The 17,506-nt window shown below is 65.0% G+C and carries 14 protein-coding genes and 2 pseudogenes; 12 read left to right on the forward strand and 4 right to left on the reverse strand.

Features of this window, described 5'->3' with window-relative positions; all coding sequences use genetic code 11:
• From ACYPYD_RS28140 to ACYPYD_RS28155, 4 genes are all read right to left on the reverse strand, one after another.
• On the reverse strand, positions 1–382 hold a 382-nt coding region (locus tag ACYPYD_RS28140; RefSeq protein WP_459667093.1), incomplete at its 3' end, for a hypothetical protein.
• Between the two features lie 406 nt (positions 383–788).
• Positions 789–1,829: an endonuclease/exonuclease/phosphatase family protein gene (locus ACYPYD_RS28145; protein WP_211151748.1), complete on the reverse strand. Its 1,041-nt coding sequence runs from the start codon at positions 1,827–1,829 to the stop codon at positions 789–791.
• A 33-nt stretch (positions 1,830–1,862) separates the two neighbouring features.
• Complete coding sequence (locus tag ACYPYD_RS28150; protein ID WP_036526628.1) at positions 1,863–3,245, reverse strand: sensor histidine kinase; 1,383 nt, start codon at positions 3,243–3,245, stop codon at positions 1,863–1,865.
• Entirely contained in the window at positions 3,242–3,910 is a 669-nt protein-coding gene (locus ACYPYD_RS28155) for a response regulator transcription factor (protein WP_008829971.1), read from the reverse strand. Before ACYPYD_RS28155 ends, ACYPYD_RS28150 begins: the two co-directional genes overlap by 4 nt.
• Before the next feature lie 329 nt (positions 3,911–4,239).
• On the opposite strand from ACYPYD_RS28155, the gene ACYPYD_RS28160 reads away from it, so the two are divergent.
• The 12 genes and pseudogenes from ACYPYD_RS28160 to ACYPYD_RS28215 form a co-directional block, all read left to right on the forward strand.
• Complete coding sequence (locus ACYPYD_RS28160) at positions 4,240–4,911, forward strand: nucleoside/nucleotide kinase family protein (RefSeq protein ID WP_459667081.1); 672 nt, start codon at positions 4,240–4,242, stop codon at positions 4,909–4,911.
• Positions 4,908–5,621, forward strand: coding sequence for a nucleoside/nucleotide kinase family protein (locus tag ACYPYD_RS28165; protein WP_459667083.1), 714 nt, complete (start codon positions 4,908–4,910; stop codon positions 5,619–5,621). Before ACYPYD_RS28160 ends, ACYPYD_RS28165 begins: the two co-directional genes overlap by 4 nt.
• A gap of 19 nt (positions 5,622–5,640) precedes the next feature.
• Entirely contained in the window at positions 5,641–6,978 is a 1,338-nt protein-coding gene (locus ACYPYD_RS28170; protein WP_211151751.1) for a lipopolysaccharide biosynthesis protein, read from the forward strand.
• On the forward strand, positions 6,975–7,814 hold the full coding sequence (locus tag ACYPYD_RS28175; RefSeq protein WP_211151752.1) for a hypothetical protein: 840 nt from the start codon (positions 6,975–6,977) through the stop codon (positions 7,812–7,814). Before ACYPYD_RS28170 ends, ACYPYD_RS28175 begins: the two co-directional genes overlap by 4 nt.
• Before the next feature lie 366 nt (positions 7,815–8,180).
• Positions 8,181–8,768 (forward strand): TetR/AcrR family transcriptional regulator, encoded by a 588-nt coding sequence (locus ACYPYD_RS28180; RefSeq protein WP_051586896.1) that lies wholly within the window; start codon positions 8,181–8,183, stop codon positions 8,766–8,768.
• Between the two features lie 221 nt (positions 8,769–8,989).
• A complete protein-coding gene (locus ACYPYD_RS28185; protein WP_459667085.1) occupies positions 8,990–11,302 on the forward strand; it encodes a TonB-dependent receptor in 2,313 nt (770 codons plus the stop codon).
• A gap of 28 nt (positions 11,303–11,330) precedes the next feature.
• Positions 11,331–12,953, forward strand: coding sequence for a GMC family oxidoreductase (locus tag ACYPYD_RS28190; RefSeq protein WP_459667087.1), 1,623 nt, complete (start codon positions 11,331–11,333; stop codon positions 12,951–12,953).
• Between the two features lie 32 nt (positions 12,954–12,985).
• A complete protein-coding gene (locus ACYPYD_RS28195) occupies positions 12,986–13,438 on the forward strand; it encodes a nuclear transport factor 2 family protein (protein ID WP_459667090.1) in 453 nt (150 codons plus the stop codon).
• 79 nt (positions 13,439–13,517) lie between these two features.
• A complete protein-coding gene (locus ACYPYD_RS28200; protein ID WP_211151754.1) occupies positions 13,518–14,393 on the forward strand; it encodes a phytanoyl-CoA dioxygenase family protein in 876 nt (291 codons plus the stop codon).
• A 183-nt stretch (positions 14,394–14,576) separates the two neighbouring features.
• Positions 14,577–14,825 (forward strand): annotated as a pseudogene (locus tag ACYPYD_RS28205) (transposase); the annotation flags it as partial.
• 212 nt (positions 14,826–15,037) lie between these two features.
• The gene (locus ACYPYD_RS28210) at positions 15,038–16,405 is read left to right on the forward strand and encodes an IS110 family RNA-guided transposase (RefSeq protein WP_459667091.1); all 1,368 of its coding nucleotides are present in this window, start codon (positions 15,038–15,040) and stop codon (positions 16,403–16,405) included.
• Positions 16,406–17,314, forward strand: a pseudogene (locus ACYPYD_RS28215) (IS3 family transposase); the annotation flags it as partial.
• Between the last annotated feature and the right edge of the window lie 192 nt (positions 17,315–17,506).

The raw sequence follows: 17,506 nt of genomic DNA on the forward strand, positions 1-17,506 counted from the left end.
CAGCCAGGCCAAACTGAGCGCTGTCGCCCGGCAACTCAACGAACGACCAAGGAAAACGCTCGAATACCAAACACCCGCCGAGCGTTTCCAAGCTTGTGTTGCCGCCACCCGTTGAACCCACCCCCCTTTGCGGACATAAACGCCCTCGATTATTTTGGTCGCGCCATTTGGAGGTGAGCGTGCAGATCAGCCCAGAATTCATCACTTGGCAGCGCATAAGACTTTGGGGCTGTATTATAGCGGCGATCGTCGTTCTGGTGGAATTGGCGATTAGATAACGTCCGCCTTCACCCTTTTCGCCATTTCGGGCGGTGAGCGCTGCGCTCCATAGCGGCCTGTCCAGTGCCCGCCGCGCGCGAAGAAAACCCGCCTGACCGAACACGCCCCTTCTTTGCCGTTCACGCGTCAAATCCGGATCCTCAGGTGCAGACAGTCCGGTTCCACGGCAGTGCTAGCTCGATGGATAGTATCCGGCCGCACGCCATCATCTTGACACGCCCCGCCTTTCCCTTCAGGCAATAGTGCGCTGGCTTCGGCACCGGTCGTCCAAAAGATGCATGGCCCCTTCATCCTGGTTCTTTCACAAAGCCTCTTGGCCGACCCCAGCTATTCGCAGGTACACTTTGGTAAACCTGATGGCGCGCTCCCAAATGAACGAATGCGTTCAGATCACGGCGAACGTCATCAAGCTCACCAACGAGGTCCACGAACCGATCCATGACGGCATGATCGCGGGGCTCCCCGCAGTTACAGCGTGACCCTGCGTCCCGACGCGGCTGCGCTGATCCTCACGAAGGATCGCGCCAACTCAGGCGATAGGTCACCATAAAGCCGTCGTGGTCCGACAACACCGGGCCGTTGGGGCCACCGTCGAACAGGGCCTCGACCCGGATCGGGGTGATGCCCACGCCCTGCCCGCTCTCGAAGAACTGCAGGTCCTGCGTGTCCACCCACGGCTCGTCGCCATCCCAGGACATGCGCACGTCGCAGCCCGAGTTCGGCTCCATGCAGGCCCGGTGCACCAGTTCCATCGGCTGGTAGCGGGTGAAGTTCTCCCACCGCCCCTGCGAATGGCGCATGTTGAAATCGCCGCCGAAGACGATCGGGAAGCGATCGTCGTGGTTCTGCTCGATGAAGTGCGACGCCTCGTTCGCCTGCCGGGCGTGCGCCTCCAGATTGCGGAACAGCGGCGCGCGCGAGGCTCCGCGCGAATTCATGTGGGTATCGAACAGGTCCACCGGCACCGGCACGCCGGGCACCGCGATGCGCGCCTGCATCACGCCCTTGTTGGCAAGACAGTCGATCCCTGCGCAGGACCGCCGCCCATAGGCCTGGTGCCGCGTGAGCAGCACCGGATAGGACGATGCCACCACCAGTCCGCTCCCCGTCATCCGCATGCCGATCTCCCCGCGCCGCCAGTCCGCGCGGCCCGGCAGCTTGTCGCGGAACATCGTGGCATGCGGGGCGAGGCGCGTGGGTCCGTGGACGATGGCGGGATAGCCGGTCGCGAGGATCGCCTTCTTGGCGGCGCCGCTGAACACCTCCTGGAACATCACCACGTCCGGCGCCTTCCCCGCCGCGCGCAAGGCGGCAAGGTGCTCGCCAATGCGCCGCAGGTCGCCCTCACGCCCCGAACGCGCGGGCCAGCCCAGCCCCTCGACATTGTAGGTCAGGACCGAGAGCGTGGTGGTACGGGTCACCCCGTCGGGCGCCAGCTCCACGCGCGGGGCGGGGGCCTGCGCGGCTGTCATGTGGCGCAGCGGCGGCGCCGTGCCGCAACCGCTGAGGAGAATGAGGCAGAGCGCCGCCAGCACATGCCTTGTGGTCATCGTAAATGAGGCTCCGGTGAGCGTGAGGAAAAGTCAGCCTTGGGTGGATGGCAGCGTCAGCACCACCAGCAGGCCCGGCCCGTCCGGGCGGTCCTCCAGCCGGATCGTGCCGCCGAGCAGCGTCATCGCCTTGCTCGCGATCGAAAGACCGAGGCCACTGCCCGAACTTGCCGAACCGCCGTGCTCGAAACGCAGCAACAGCCGCTCACGCTCGGCGGCGGGCACGCCCGGACCGCGATCCCCAATGGTGACGATGAGCCGGTCTCCGCCGCGCACGATGGCGATGTCGAGATGGCCCCCGCCGCGCGCGTGCCGCAGCGCATTGCCGATCACCGCCGACAACGCGATCTGCAGCAGCGAAGCATCGCAGCGCCAGCGCACGATATGGTCGGGGATCACGCTCGCCTCGATCGCATCGGCAGGCAGTTCGATCAGCGCATCGGCGACGACTTCGGCCACCAGCGCATGAACGTCCACCGATCGCGCCGCCACCGAGGTGGCATTGAGCCGCGCCAGCGTCAGCATCCCGTCGACCAGGTGATTGGTGCGATCGACCATCGCCAGCAGGCGCACCACGTCCTCGCCCAGCGCGGCGGGCGCAAGGCGGCGCAGGACTTGCGCCTGTGCACGGATCGCGGCCAGCGGCGTGCGCAGTTCGTGCGCCACGTCGTCGGTGAAGGCCTGCTCCAGTTCATAGGCGTTCTCCAACCGGGCGAACAGCTTGTTGAGCGCCTCGATCAGCGGCTCCACATCGCGCGGCCATTCCTCGGGCTCCAGCGGCTGCAGGTCCGACAGCGAGCGTGCGCCCAGCGTCGAGGCCAGCCGCTCGACCTGCGACAGACTCTTGCGCAGCGTCCACCACAGCACCAGCATCGCCGCCAGCAGCAGCCCCAGCATCGGCAGCGCCAGTTCGCCGCTCAGCCGCGCGATCGAGAATTCGCGCATCGCCCCGCGCTCGGCCACGACGATCAGCAGGCGCGGATCGCGGCCGCGCATGCCGTAGCTGCGCCAGGCACCGCCCAGCGCCTGGAAATCGTGCAGGCCGGGCCGACGCGGCACCGCCGAGACCGGCGCTCCCCAACCCGACTGCGCGACCGGCCGGCCTTCCCAGAAGACGGTGAACATGCACGAATCGTAGGATGCCTGGAACGCCTGCGTCTCCTGCGTGGAGAGCAGCGGATCGCCGTCGACGCCGACCAGCCGGTCGTGCCGCACCAGAACGCCCGCAGCCAGATCGTCCTGCATCATCATGTAGAGCAGGCGCGAGGCGTTCACCAGCTGGGCGTCCGAAGCCCGCTCCACTTCGCGCAGGGCGACCGAGTAGAGCACCCCGCCGATCGCCAGCCCGGTCAGCGCCAGCAGCAGCAGCACCCGCCGGTACAGCTTCATCGAGAGCGAGGAGCGCCGCCTCTTCATGCGTCCTGCCCGCCCACCATGTAGCCGAGGCCGCGCGCGGTGCGGATGAAGTCCTTCCCGAACTTGCGGCGCAGGGCGGAAACCGCGACTTCGACGGTGTTTGATTCGGCCCAGTTGTCCTGATCGTACAACTCGGCCTCGAGATCGGCCTTCGACACGAAGCGGCGGCTGCGGCGCATCAGCAGCGCGAGCACGCGGAACTCCTTGGCGGTCAGCGGCACGTCCTGTCCGTCCAGCGCGGCGACATGGCCAGTGAAGTCCAGCGTGACACGGCCGACCTCGATGCTGTCGTTCTGCCGCCCGTCGCGGCGGCGCAACTGCGAGCGGATCCGCGCGGCCAGTTCCTCAAGGTCCACCGGCTTGACCACGTAGTCATCCGCGCCCGCGTCCAGCCCGGCGACGCGCTGCTGGGTGCGGTCGAACGCGGTGACGATGATCACCGGCGTCGCGTCGTGCGCGTCGCGCAGATCGCGCAGCACCTCCAGCCCCGAGCCGTGCGGCAGGCCGATGTCGAGCAGGATTACGTCGTAATCGTTGCTGCGCGCGGCAGCGAACACATCATCCCCGCGCGTGAAGAGATCGACCACGTAGCCTTCCAGCTCCAGCGCCCGCCGGATTGCCGGGCCAAGGTCGGCATCATCTTCCGCAAGCAGCAGGCGGGGCAACGCGAAAGCTCCGGCAGGGAGGAGGGAAAGGCGTAGAAACCGCCCGAATTCGGTTCCGGACTACGCCGGGAATCGGGGCTCGTCAAATCGCACGCAGGCCGAATTACAACGCGCCGCGCGCATCAGCTTCGCATCAGGTTGGGAGACTAGAGGCCCGATCCCGGGCCGCGTTGCAGGCACCGGACCACGAGGGTGCCCCAGACTTAGCGCAACATGGCTACAGAACTATGACGATCCATACCTCACCTGACCGAATTACCATTTTCTCTCCTTTCGATGCGACGCTCGGGCGGGGCGCGGCGCAGCGACGGTGCGCGCTGGCGCCGTGCGTGGCGCTGATCGGATGCGACGGGTCGGGCAAGTCCACCCTCGCCCGCGACCTGACCGCGCTGCTCGGCCGCGAAGGGCCGACGCGCTCGATGTACCTCGGGCTCGGCACCGGCGACCTCGGCCGCCGGATCGGGCGCATCCCGCTCGTCGGCGCACTGGCCGAGAAATTCCTGACCGGCAAGGCCGACAAGGCCCACGCCGCGCCGGACAAGCGCCTGCCGGGACTGGCGACGGCGCTGGCGATGTTCGGTTTCTCGCTGGCGCGCAGGCGGCGGTTCGAAAGAGTGCTCGCCTTCCGGCGGCGCGGCATCCGGGTGGTGACCGACCGCTATCCGCAGGCCGAACTGGCGGGCGGGTTCGACGGTCCGGGCCTGGCGTGGACGCGCCGGGGATCGGCTTTGGTCGAGCGCCTCGCCGCGCGCGAACGGCAGCTCTACGAGGACATGGCGGCCTATCGCCCGACGCTGGTGATCCGCCTCAACATCGATGTCGAGACGGCGCTGGGCCGCAAGTCGGACCACACCCGCGCGCCGCTGGAACGAAAACTGGCGGTGATGCCGACGCTCAAGTTCGGCGGCACGCATATCGTCGACGTGGACGCGACGCGGCCTTATCCCGAAGTGCTCGCCACCGTGCTCGCGCTGATCCAGGTCGAGGCACCGGCGGCATGACCCGGGTTCCTCCGCTGATCGCCGTGATCGGCTGCGACGGCTCGGGCAAGTCCACGCTGACGCAGGAACTGCAGGCATGGCTGGGGCAGCGACAACCCACCGTCACCTGCCACCTCGGCAAGCAGTCCGGCAACATCGGCCGCCTGATCGCGCGGCTGCCGCTGCTGGGCGGCAGGCTCGACAAGTCGATCCATGCAACGGCGCGCAAGGCGCAGGGCGAAAAAGGCCCGGGGCTTGGCGCGGCACTGGTGATCTACGCCTTCTCGCTGCGCCGCCTGCTCCGCTTCCACCGGATGATGCGGCTGCGCGGCGAAGGCCGCACGATCATCGCCGACCGCTTTCCGCAGCTGGAGATCCCCGGCCCAATGGACGGCCCCGGCCTTGCCGCAGCGCGCCCCGGCGGCCTCGTCGGCATGCTGGCGGCATCGGAGCGGCGCATGTTCGAGACGATGACGCAGCAATCGCCCGACCTCGTGCTCCGGCTCAACGTCTCGCTCGACGTCGCCGCCACGCGCAAGCCGGACCACCGCTTCACCTCGCTGGCGCGCAAGATCGCCGACGTGCCGCGCCTGCGCTTCGGCACTGCGCCGGTCGTCGAACTGGACGCCGAAGCGCCGCTGGAACAGGTGATCTCCCGCGCCAAGGTGGCGGTGAACGCGCTGCTGATCGCACACGAAGGCGGCCTCCCTTTCGTCGGAGCCGCAGCATAGAACAATGGCAAGCCTACCCATGAAACGCTGGTTCTCGGACGGGGTGTTCCGCACCATCGTTCGCAATGCGTCCTACCTCGCTTCGGGCAAGATCGGCGGCGCGCTGCTCGGCCTGATCGCGCTCGCCTGCGCAGGGCGCGGCATGGCGCCCGCGCTGTTCGGAACGCTCGTGCTCATCCACTCCTACGCCAATGGCGTAGGCGCCGTGGTCAAGTTCCAGACGTGGCAGTTCATCGTGCGCTATGGTGCGCCCGCGCTCGAGCGCGGCGATACCGCAACCTTGCGCGACGTCACCGGATTTGCGGTCGGCCTCGATCTCGCCAGCGGACTGATCGGCCTTGCGGGGGGCCTGTTGCTGCTGCCCCATGCCGCCGGATGGTTCGGCATCGGCGCCGAGAACCTGAACATGGCGATGCTCTACTGCACGCTGATCCCGACGATGACGGCGGCGACCCCCACCGGCATTCTCAGGGTGTTCGACAGGTTCGACCAGATCGCGCTGCAACAGCTGGTGACCCCGCTTGTGCGCGCGTTCGGTGCCGCTTTGTCCTACCTGTGCGGCTTCGGCTTCACCGGTTTCGTGCTGACCTGGTACATCGCCGACTTGTCCGGCGACTTGTGCCTGTGGGCGCTTTCCATCCGCGAACTGCGCCGCCGCCGGATGACCGACGCACTGCGGCCCGGCCTGTTCGGCCCGGCACGGCGCCTGTCCGGCGCCTGGGGCTTCGTGTGGACCACCAATGTCGCGCACTCGATCTGGGCGGCATGGGGGCCGGTCAGCAACCTCGTCGTCGGCGCCCTGCTCACCCCCGCCGCCGCAGGCCTGTTCAAGATCGCCGCGACGTTCTTCGATTCCGCCAGCAAGCCCGCCGAACTCCTCTCGCGCAGCTTCTATCCCGAGATCATGCGGCTCGATCCCAGTAGCCGCCACCCGTGGCAGCTGGCCGTGCGCAGCGCGCTGATTTCCGGCGCGATCGCCGTGGTGGTCCTGCTGATCGTGTCGATCGGCGGCGAACCGGTGATCGACCTCGTGTTCGGCAAGCGCTATGTCGAGGCTTACGACCTGCTCCAGCTCATGACCGCGTCGCTGGTCGTGGCGATGGCGGCTTTCCCACTGGAATCGCTGCTTTACATGGCCGGGCGCGAACGCTCCGCGTTGGTGGCGGAAGGTACGGCGGCGTTGGGCTATGCGATGCTGCTGGTCGTGCTGATCCACCTGTTCGGACTGTGGGGCGCGGGTCTGGCCTACGTTGCCGGGGTGTGCCTCAAGACCGCGTTCATGCTGGTGCCGACGCTGTCGGCCTATCGCGGCCGTCACGCTCTGCCGCACGGCGGGCAAGCGGGGGCGGCGGCATGAGCACCCTTGCCCCGTACCCCCCCGAAATTCTTGACGCCCTGTTCGAGGCCGTAGAGATGGACGACGTCGTCGACCCCGTGGTCAGCCTGCCCGACCCGATCCCCGTCGCTTGCGGAGAGGCTGACATGCGCCGCTGCCTGGACTTGTGCGTACAATTCTGGCGCGAAGGCGCGAACCGGGCGGACTTGCGCGCGCTGACCGCCACGCTGCTGCTGACCGGCGATCTGCCGTCCGACGCGCGGCGGCGCTACAAGCTGATCCGCGCACGCTACAAGCACTTGCGCTTCGCCCTCGTCCTCTACGGCAGGAACCACCGCGCCCCGCTGCTGTTCCGCGCGACGGTGGCGGTGATGGGACACCTGCAAGACTCCTACCGCAACGGGCGCCGAACGGCGGTGCTGGGCTATGCGCTGCTGCTGCGGGTACTGCTGATGCGCTCCGTGTGGATCGCCGTACAGCGCGAAGTCGCGGGTGTGCGGCTGGACGGCGCCGAAGGGTTCCTGCGCTTCCGCCGCGCCGAAGTCGGCCGCCTCAGGCTATGGCTGGGCGGGGGGCTGGGCGAGGCCAAGCTGACCGCGCACCGCTTCCACGCCATGCGCAAGATCATCAGCCGTCAGGTCTCGTTCTACGACACCATGCGCACGCTGGAACCCGACGAGAGGATATTCCGCATGTCTCGCTTCCTCAGCGCGATCAATGGGCTGATGGGCAGCCTTCACGACGATCTGGTCGAGGAATCGGTCGCCGGGCGCAATGACTACCACCGCGACGAATTCCGCGTGCCCCAAGACATCCGCGACCGCCTGAGCAGCCTGACTCGGGCCTACCCAAACTGATCCTGCCCCGGGCAACACCACCGGTGGGGCCGAGAGGAATCTCGCAAAATCGAAGCTAGGGGAAGCTGGAGATTTTGCATGAAGAAGTCGAAGTTCATGCGGAAGTCGATCGTATTCGCGCTGCGGCAGGCTCAAATCCTTGACGGATGTTCTAATCCGGGCAGGCATGGCGGCCCTTGTTCAATGGCTTGTCCTCGCGGTCACCAGACGGCGCGGCCAAGGCAGCGGTTAACGTTGCACCACATGTCCTTTCGGTCTCCGACCGAAAATCATGCTGACAATCTCGATGTCCCCGATTGCCGCGAGGCCCCGCGCTGGTCTATGCGCGGGGTCATGCACTTTCACCGAAAATCGGGCTGAGGCGGCATGCCGCGCGTAGTCGACCATGACGAGCGCCGACTGCAGATCGCCCAGGTCGTGGACCAGTTGGTCTACGAACAGGGGGTGCAGGCAGTCACGATCCGCGAAGTCGCCTCCCGCGTTGGATACAGCACAACGGTCGTTTCGCACTATTTCAGCAGCAAGCTGGAAATGCTGGTCTTCACCCATCAGGTCGCGCGCCGGATGGCCGAGGGGCTGATCGACGAGGCTGTCCGCACCAACCGCCCCCTGCTTGAGACGCTGGAAGAGCTGCTGCCGACCACCGAGGAGCGCTGGCGCAACTGGCACACCTGGTTCGCCTTCTGGGGCATGGCACCGGCCGAACCCGATGTGACACGCGAATGGCGCGAAGGCACCAGCAACGCGCACCATCTGTTCCTGCGCCTTATCAAGAGCGCTCAGGACGCGGGGCAATTTCCCGAAGCCGTCGACTGCGTTCTGGCCGCGACCCGCATCCAGATTCTCGTCAACGGGATAGCTTCGCTCGTGTCGCAGGATCGGGCCGGTTGGCCGCCCGAGCGCCAGAAGCAGACCCTGCGCGACCTGCTCCAGAGCGTTTTCCCGCTCCACTGAGGGCGCTTCGCCACTCTCCCGTCTGAGCGCCGCTGCGGCGGCCTTACCGGCGTGCGCCGCCTCGCCAAAGTGCGAGGTGCGGCCGCCGATTCTTTATGCAAATTCGTTGTACAACAAAACGACATAAAGATGTCTGCCGGGTATCGGCAGGCAAACGTGGAGAATTGAGGCGCGGCAAAATCACCCGAAAATCGGGAGCGCGCTTTGGGAGAGGGGAGAAAATGGTCAGTTTCTTGTATACCCGCACGGCCGCGTGCGCGATTGCCGCCTGCCTGGTCACCACCGGTCTGCTCACCGCTGCGCCGGTTCGCGCACAGGATAGTTCCGCCGACACCACGCCCCATGAAGGGCTTCAGGAAATCGTCGTGACCGCGCAGAAGCGGTCCGAGAATATCCAGTCGGTCCCGATTGCGGTCACCGCCGTCACCGGCGAGGCGATCGAGAACCTCAAGGCGGTCGATCTAAAGGGCCTGCAGGGGACCATCCCCAACCTCCAGATCAACAACTTCACCAACACGCCCAACAGCGCGGTCTTCACCATCCGCGGCATCGGTGTCGTCGAGCCCGATCCGTTCGCCGGCAACACCGTATCGATCGTACAGGACGGCGTTCCGCAATACTTCTCGATGGGCGCGCTGCTCGATCTGTTCGACGTTGATCGGATCGAAGTGCTGCGCGGCCCGCAGGGCACTCTGTTCGGGGCCAATACCACGGGCGGCGTCGTCAACGTGATGACGCGCCAGCCCACCGGCGAATTCGGCGTTCGCGGCGAGGTCACCTACGGCAACTGGAACCGCCTGGACATCAAGGCCGCCGTGGATGCGCCAATCATCGACGGCATTCTCGCGGGCAAGATTTCCGCGATGCACACGCAGCGCGACGGTTTCTATACCAACATCGTAGACGGCTCCGACATGGGTCACCGCAACGTCACCGTGCTGCGCGCCTATTTGCGCTACACGCCCACCGACGACATCGACGTGACGCTGAGCGGCGAATATGGCCGCGCGCGCAACGGATCGCCGGTTATCGTCAACGGCTCGACCGGGCCGGACTACGCGATTTTCGTCCCCGCCGGGACGATGACGACCAACCAAGTCCTGCCGATGTACGCATCGCCCTGCGCTTCCGATGCGACACCTTGCCGTGCGCCGAGCAAATACTACAGCGCGCGGGACTTCGGCCCCGACCTCAGCAACATGGACAATTACCGCGCCACGCTGACCGCCAACATCAGCAACACGCCCCTGGGCGATATCACCGCGATCACCGGCTACAAGAGCTTCCATCTGGAGGAGTTTACCGACAACGACGCCGTCGTCGGCCTGGGCATCGACACCTTCCGCGGCACCCGGGGCTGGCAGTTCAGCCAGGAGCTGCGCACCGCCGCCGATCTCACGGACGCGATCAAGCTGCAGGCGGGCGGCTTCTACATGAAGACGCACTACGACCACTTCAACAGTGTCCGGCTCGAAGCCTTCGCTCCGGGGCTGCGCCAGAACCTGCTCCAGGATCAGGACAACTGGTCCGGCTCGCTGTTCGCGCAGACTTACGTGGACCTGACCGACCAGCTGCGCGTGCAGGCCGGCATCCGCTACACCCACGAGACGACCGAGATGGTCGCCGGGACGGACAACTACTACAACCCCGACGGCATCGGCCTTTACTGCACGCACGAAGGCAGCTGCGGCGACGTCCTGCTCGGCGGTTTCCGCGCCCGTGGCAAGCGTTCGTGGGACAATATCGGCTGGAAGCTGGGCATCGACTACAAGGTCACGCCCGACACGCTGCTCTACGCCTCGTGGGCGCGCGGGTTCAAGTCGGGCGGTTTCGTCGGCCGTCTGGGCCAGGCGTCGGACATCGGCCCGTTCAACCCGGAAAAGGTCGATACGTTCGAAGTGGGCGCGAAGACCGATCTGTTCGACCGCCGCCTGCGCCTCAATCTCGCGGGCTTCTACACCAACTACCGCGACATGCAGGTGGCGCAGAACTACATCCTGCCCGACGGCACGACGATCGGCACCTCGATTTTCAACGCGGCCAAGGCCGAGATCAAGGGCTTTGAACTTGAAGCGACCGCCCTGCCCTTCGACGGACTGACTTTCACCGGTTCGCTCGCCTACCTCGATGCCAAGTACAAGACGTTCGATTTCCTCGACCCGGGCGGCGCGATCGTCGATCTCAGCGGGCGGCCGCTGCAGAACTCGCCCAAGTGGTCGGCATCTGCGGGGGCGACATATGAAACCGCCGTCGGTGGCGGCAAGGCGCGGGCCAACGTTCTTTATACGTACACCGACACCAAGCTGCTGCAGGGGCTGCAAGGGCAACCACTCGTCCACATCCAGCCCACGCACTTCGTCAATGCGACCATTGGCTGGTCTCCCGATGACGGCCGGTGGACGCTGGAAGCCTGGGTGCGCAACCTTGCCAACAATCACTACGTCGAAGCGGTCACGAACAACCCCGGCCTGTTCAACCAGGTCTCCTACACCTCGCCGCGCGAGTACGGCGTGACCTTCAAGTTCGACCTGTGAAGCGTCTCGCGGAGCAGGGGTGCGCGACATGACCGTGTGCGCGCAATGGGACTATGTCATCATCGGTGCCGGGTCGGCAGGTTCGGTGCTGTCCGAGCGCTTGTCCCGCAATCCCGCGCACCGCGTGCTTCTGGTGGAAGCCGGCGGCGAGAACGCCTCGCTGCTGGTCGACATGCCCAAGGGGATCGCCAAGCTGGTCAACAGCCCTGAACACACCTGGGCCTATCAGATGGCCGATCGGCGCTACCCGGAAAGCCAGGTGCCCGAAGTGTGGATCCGGGGACGCGGCCTTGGCGGGTCGTCGGCGATCAACGGCATGATCTGGAGCCGGGGCGAAGCGCACGACTACGACGACTGGGCCGCCATGGGCTGCACAGGCTGGAACGCTGCCAGCATGACCGAGGCGTATCGGGCGCTGGAGGACCACGCGCTCGGCGGCAGTGATATGCGGGGTGCAGGCGGTCCGGTGCGGATTACGCCGGGCGACATCCGCTATCCCCTGACCGACGCGATCATCGCCGCCGGCAAGGGGATGGGGCTCACCGAAACTGAAGACCTCAACGCGACGCCAGGCGACCGGATCGGCTACTACAGTCACAACATCCGCAGGGGCCGGCGCGAAAGCGGCGGGAGGGTGTTCGTGTCGCAGGCGCGCAAGCGCAAAAACTTCGAGCACAGGCTGCACACGCTGGCCCGGCGGATGATCATCGAGAACGGCCGCGTGACCGGCGTGGAACTCCAGCGGGACGGCCGACCACCCTGGGTCGAGCAGGTCCGTGGCGAAGTCATCGTATGCTGCGGCACGATCGAAAGCCCGCTGCTGCTCGAACGCTCGGGCATCGGCAGCGGCGCCCGCCTGAAAGCCGCCGGCCTTGCCCCGCTCGTCGAAAGTCCGGCGGTGGGCGAGAAGATGCGCGAGCACTTGTCCTACGCGATGCCTTACCGGATGACGAAACCGGCCGGGATCAGCCAGCGATACCACGGTATCGGCCTGGTCGGCTCAGTGCTGCGCTACGTCTTCAGCCGCAGCGGCGTGATGGCCAACGGGCCGTGGGAAGTGGGCGCGTTCTGCAACGTGGCGCACCCGCAGGGACGAACCGATCTGCAGCTCTACCTTGGTGGCTATGCGTTCGCGCTCAGCGAGGACAATCACCCGGTTCCGCTGGGCAAGGTCGATCGCCAGCCGGGGATCTCCGTCTATGGGCAGCTTCTTCAGCTGACCAGCGAAGGCAGCGTGCACGCCGCCTCGCCCGATCCGCAGGGTAGGCCGGTGATCCACGCCAACTGGCTCGACACCGAATACGACCGCAAGGCCGCGATCGCGAGCGTGCGCTACATGCGCCGCTTCATGGCGCAGCCCGCCCTTGCCGGTGTGATGGGCGCCGAACTGCTCCCCGGAGAACACGTCCAGAGCGACGACGCCATTCTGGAAAGTTTCCGCCGCCTGTCCACCAGCGGCCTGCACGGCACCGGCACCTGCCACATGGGCGGCGACGCCGGTTCCGTGGTGGACCCGCAGTTGCGGGTGCGCGGCGTCGTCGGGCTACGCGTGGCCGACTGCTCGATCATGCCCGCGCTCGTATCGGGCAACACCAACGCGCCGGCCATGGCGGTGGGCTGGCGCGCCGCCGACATCCTGCTTGCACAATGACCCGGCGCCCCGCCGGACAACGGAGAGACGACATGATTGATGGCATCGAATACCTGATCGAGAAGAATGCTCTGGAAGAGGTCGTCACCGGCTACTGCGTAGCGGTCGACAAGCTCGACGACCTCGACTTCATGATGACCCACTTCACCTCGGACGCCGTGCTCGACCTCACCGGTCTGCATCTGCCGCGCTTCGAGGGGCACGAGCAGATCCGGGGTTTCTACGCCCAGGTCTTCGAGGACATGTCGCACCACATGCACGTCCTCTCCAACTTCCGCGTCGTGAAGCTGAGCGGGAACGATGCGCAAGTCTACGCCTACATCAATGGTATGGGGCGCTCGAAGACCGGCATCGATGTGCAGGTCTACGTCTATTACGACCTCGACCTGCGCAAGAAGAATGGCACTTGGCGGATCAGCCGCTTCTACGAAGCGCCGCAGCTGCTGATGCCGGAATCGGTAACACAGGTTCACAAGAAGGACTGAAGGAACGCGGCAAAGCGCCGTGCCCGGTGGCCCGGCATGGCGTTTTGCACGGGCTACAGAGGAACCCTGGAGACGATCGATGGCAGATGTTTCGGAAGTGAAGACCAGCCTGGCCGAACGGGACGGATTTGCGGAGCGGTTCTTCCGCGACGGTGTCCTGATCGTGGAGAACGCCTTCTCGGAAGCGGACATGGCCCTGATCGAGGCAGCCTGGCAGGGCAACTTCGACAACCCCAGCGCGCTCGCCCAGCACCTCTATGCCGAGAGCGGCGGCACGTTCATCCAGTCGGTCGAGGATTCGAGCACCAAACCGACCTTCGCCGCGATGTTCCGCGATACGCCCGTGGTCGATATCGCCCGCGACGTGTTCGGGTCGGGCGGCGTCTGGTACTTCCACGACCAGCTCTTCTTCAAGCAGGGCGCCATCGACAAGCCGGTGCGTCGCACGCCCTGGCACCAGGATACGCCCTACCACCCGATCGACGGCAGCAAGTTCGTGGTGTTCTGGATTCCCCTGCAGGACATCGCATCGGAATACGCGCTCGAGGTGGTGCGCGGCTCGCACAACGAGACGCTCTACAATGGCTCGTACTTCGACCCGAGTGACGACACCCTGCCAGTCTATGACGAGAAGGAAATGCCACGCCTCCCAGACGTCGAGGGCAATCGCGACGCCTGGGACATCGTGACCTGCGGAATGCGGCGCGGAGACGTGCTGATCTTCCATCCCAGTTGCCTGCACGGTGGCGGCTACACCGCAGCCGGCACCACTCGCCGCAGCCTGTCACTGCGGATGCTGGGCGACGACATCGTTCATGTGGCCCGCCCCGCACCCGCTGCGGATTCACCGACCGCGAACAACATCGGTGACGACGAGGAAGAACTCGTGGCCCGCATCAAGAAGCTGCCGCTTGGCACCCCGGCAAGCGCATTTGGATTGACGCAGTTGGCATAATAGCAGCGCAGGTGCCCCGGCTCTGTTGCTGGTTAGAAAGGGCCAGTAGCACCTGCGCTTCTCGACAATGAGGTTCTCCCGCTGATCTCCACCCTTTTCGGACTCGACGATCTCGCGCGCGATCTGAGTAGCCCCTAGATTTCTAGACGCCTTCTATCCTAATTTTGAGGACAGTAGACGACGATGGGGAAGCCCAATTTCAGCGATGAGTTCAAGCGTGATGCGGTGGCCCAGATCACCGAGCGCGGGTATCCGGTAGCGGAGGTTTCCGAGCGGCTCGGCGTCAGTCAGCATTCGCTGTACGCATGGAAGCGGCAACTGGCGAAGGTGGTGTCTGGCGATGCTAGCAAGGATGCCGAGATCCGCCAATTGAAGCGCGAACTGGCCCGGGTGACCGAGGAGCGCGATATACTAAAAAACGGTCGTGGGTTGAGCCCGCCTGTGCGCGGTAGAAACGGGTCGTGCTATGCTGCTCGCCAGGAGGGTCGCGGCCGTTCGCTTATTGGTGGCATGATACCCCGTTAAAAAACGTGGCCCGTGGGCAATTGCGCACTTGAGAGTGGTGGCGCCGCACAGCGGTGACCCCGGTTAGGAAAATGACGGTTTACATCGCCCATGCCCTCCCGTTCTGGAGGAGATGTGGAATGAGTAGATCAAAAGCGGCGAAGGTCGGTGATATGCCGATGATTGTTCCGGGCGCGGCGGCGATCGACATTGGATCGACCATGCACATGGCAGCGGTCAATCCCGACGCCGATGATCGGCCCGTGCGCGCATTCAACACATTTACCGGCGACCTGCATGATATGGCCCGCTGGTTCAAAGCGTGCGGCGTCACAAGCGTGGCGATGGAATCTACCGGCGTCTACTGGATCCCAGCTTTCGAAGTGCTGGAGGAGCACGGGTTCCACGTCATGCTCGTTAATGCGCGGTATGCAAAGAATGTCCCCGGCCGCAAAACCGATGTGAATGATGCGTCATGGCTTCAGCGGCTGCACAGCTACGGCCTCTTGCGTGGCAGTTTTCGCCCCAAAGCCGGGGTCGCCACGTTGCGCGCCTATATGCGGCAGCGTGAACTACTGATCGAGTACTCGGCATCGCATATCCAGCACATGCAGAAGGCGCTGATGGAGATGAATGTGCAACTCCACCACGTCGTCTCCGATATCACCGGCGTCACGGGCCTGCGCATTATCCGGGCCATCGCGGACGGCGAGCGGGACCCCGTCATTCTCGCCCAGATGCGTGACGTTCGGTGCCATGCCAGCATCGAGAGAATCTGCTCCGCCTTGACCGGCAACTGGCGCGATGAACACGTCTTCGCGCTGTGCCAATCGCTCGCGCTGTTCGACTTTTACCAGCTCAAGATCGTGGAGTGCAACCGAAAGCTGGAGATTGCGCTCCGGGACCTGGAAGGCGGCGACGGGTACGATATTGCCCGTTTGCCCAAGGTTCGGACCAGGACCAAACAAGTGAACGCGCCGGACTTTGAAGTTCGTTCTGCGCTCTATCGCGTGCTGGGAGTAGACCTGACCCAGATCCACGGTATTGGACCATCGCTGGCCCTCAAGCTGGTCGGAGAGTGCGGCACTGACCTTGCGGCGTGGCCAAGCTCAAAGCACTTTACATCATGGCTGTGCCTGGCGCCGGGCAACAAGATATCAGGCGGCAAGCTGCTATCATCGAGAACGCGCCGATCATCAAGCCGGGCGGCGGCGCTGCTGCGCCTTGCGGCAACCACGATAGGCCGGACGGATACCGCGCTCGGTGCATTTTACCGCCGTCTGTCTGCAAGGGCAGGAAAGGCCAAGGCTGTGACCGCCACCGCGCGCAAGCTCGCCGTGCTGTTCTACAACGCTTTGCGTCACGGGATGGCGTATAGTGACCCCGGTGCAGCCCAATATGAAGAACGGTATCGCAGCCGGGTAATCGGCAATCTCCAGCGACGCGCCAATGCATTCGGCTTCTCGCTCCAGGAACTGCCGTCAGAGCCCGAGACAGCTGTTTCTTAGGAAAGCCACCGCGTATTTCGCCAGGGATGCAAAGTGAGATACGCATTTGTCGCCGAGCATTGTGACCAGTTCCGGGTTCGATTGATGTGTCGGTGCCTGCGCATCCAGCCCAGCGGCTTCTATGCCTGGCAGAAGAACCCGCTGAGCCAACGGACCCGGGAAGATGTGCGGCAGACGAAGTTGATCCGGCAAGCCTGGAACGACAGCGGCAAAGTCTATGGCTACCGCAAGTTGCACGACGACCTACTGGATCAGGGCGAGACCTGCTGCCCGAACCGTGTTGCCCGGTTGACGAGGCTGGCAGGCATCAAGGCGCAGATCGGTTACAAGCGGCGGCCGGGAAGCTATGGCGGCAAGCCATCCCGGGCGGTCGACAATACTCTGGACCGGCAGTTCGACGTCGCTGCCCCCGACAGGGCCTGGGTGACCGACATCACCTACATCCGCATCCTGGAGGGCTTTGCCTATCTGGCTGTCGTGATCGATCTCTATTCTCGCCGTGTGGTGGGCTGGTCGATGCAGAGCAGGCAGACCACCGATGCGGTGCTGCAAGCGCTGCACATGGCGGTATGGCGGCGCAAGCCGAAGCAGCGGGTGCTGATCCATTCGGATCAGGGTTCGCAGTTCACCAGCATGGACTGGGCGGCCTTCATCCGGGCTCACAATCTTGAGCACTCGATGAGCCGGCGTGGCAACTGCCACGACAACGCGGTGGCCGAGAGTTTCTTTTCCTCGCTCAAGCGTGAGCGCATTAGGCGCCGGACCTACAAAACACGCGATGAAGCCCGGCAGGACGTGTTCGATTACATCGAGATGTTCTACAATCCGGTCCGCAAGCAGGTCAGGAACGGGATGCTGTCCCCCGCACAGCTCGAACGGCAGCAGATTTTGAAAGCAGAAGGCGTCTAGAAATCTAGCCCGGGTTATTCACGAGCCCGCCGCTCTGGTGTGTCCCGAGTTTGATCGGTGTTTGGCGGCGTGACTTGGGCGAGCGCTGGCGCCGGTGTTTTCCACCGCGTCAGGAGCAATGGGCTTTTCGAGGTTGACGGGACGAGGGCTCGGGTTTCGGCGGCATGGCCGCGCTGGCTATGTCGGCGCTGG

Source organism: Novosphingobium sp. 11B, from assembly GCF_054589055.1.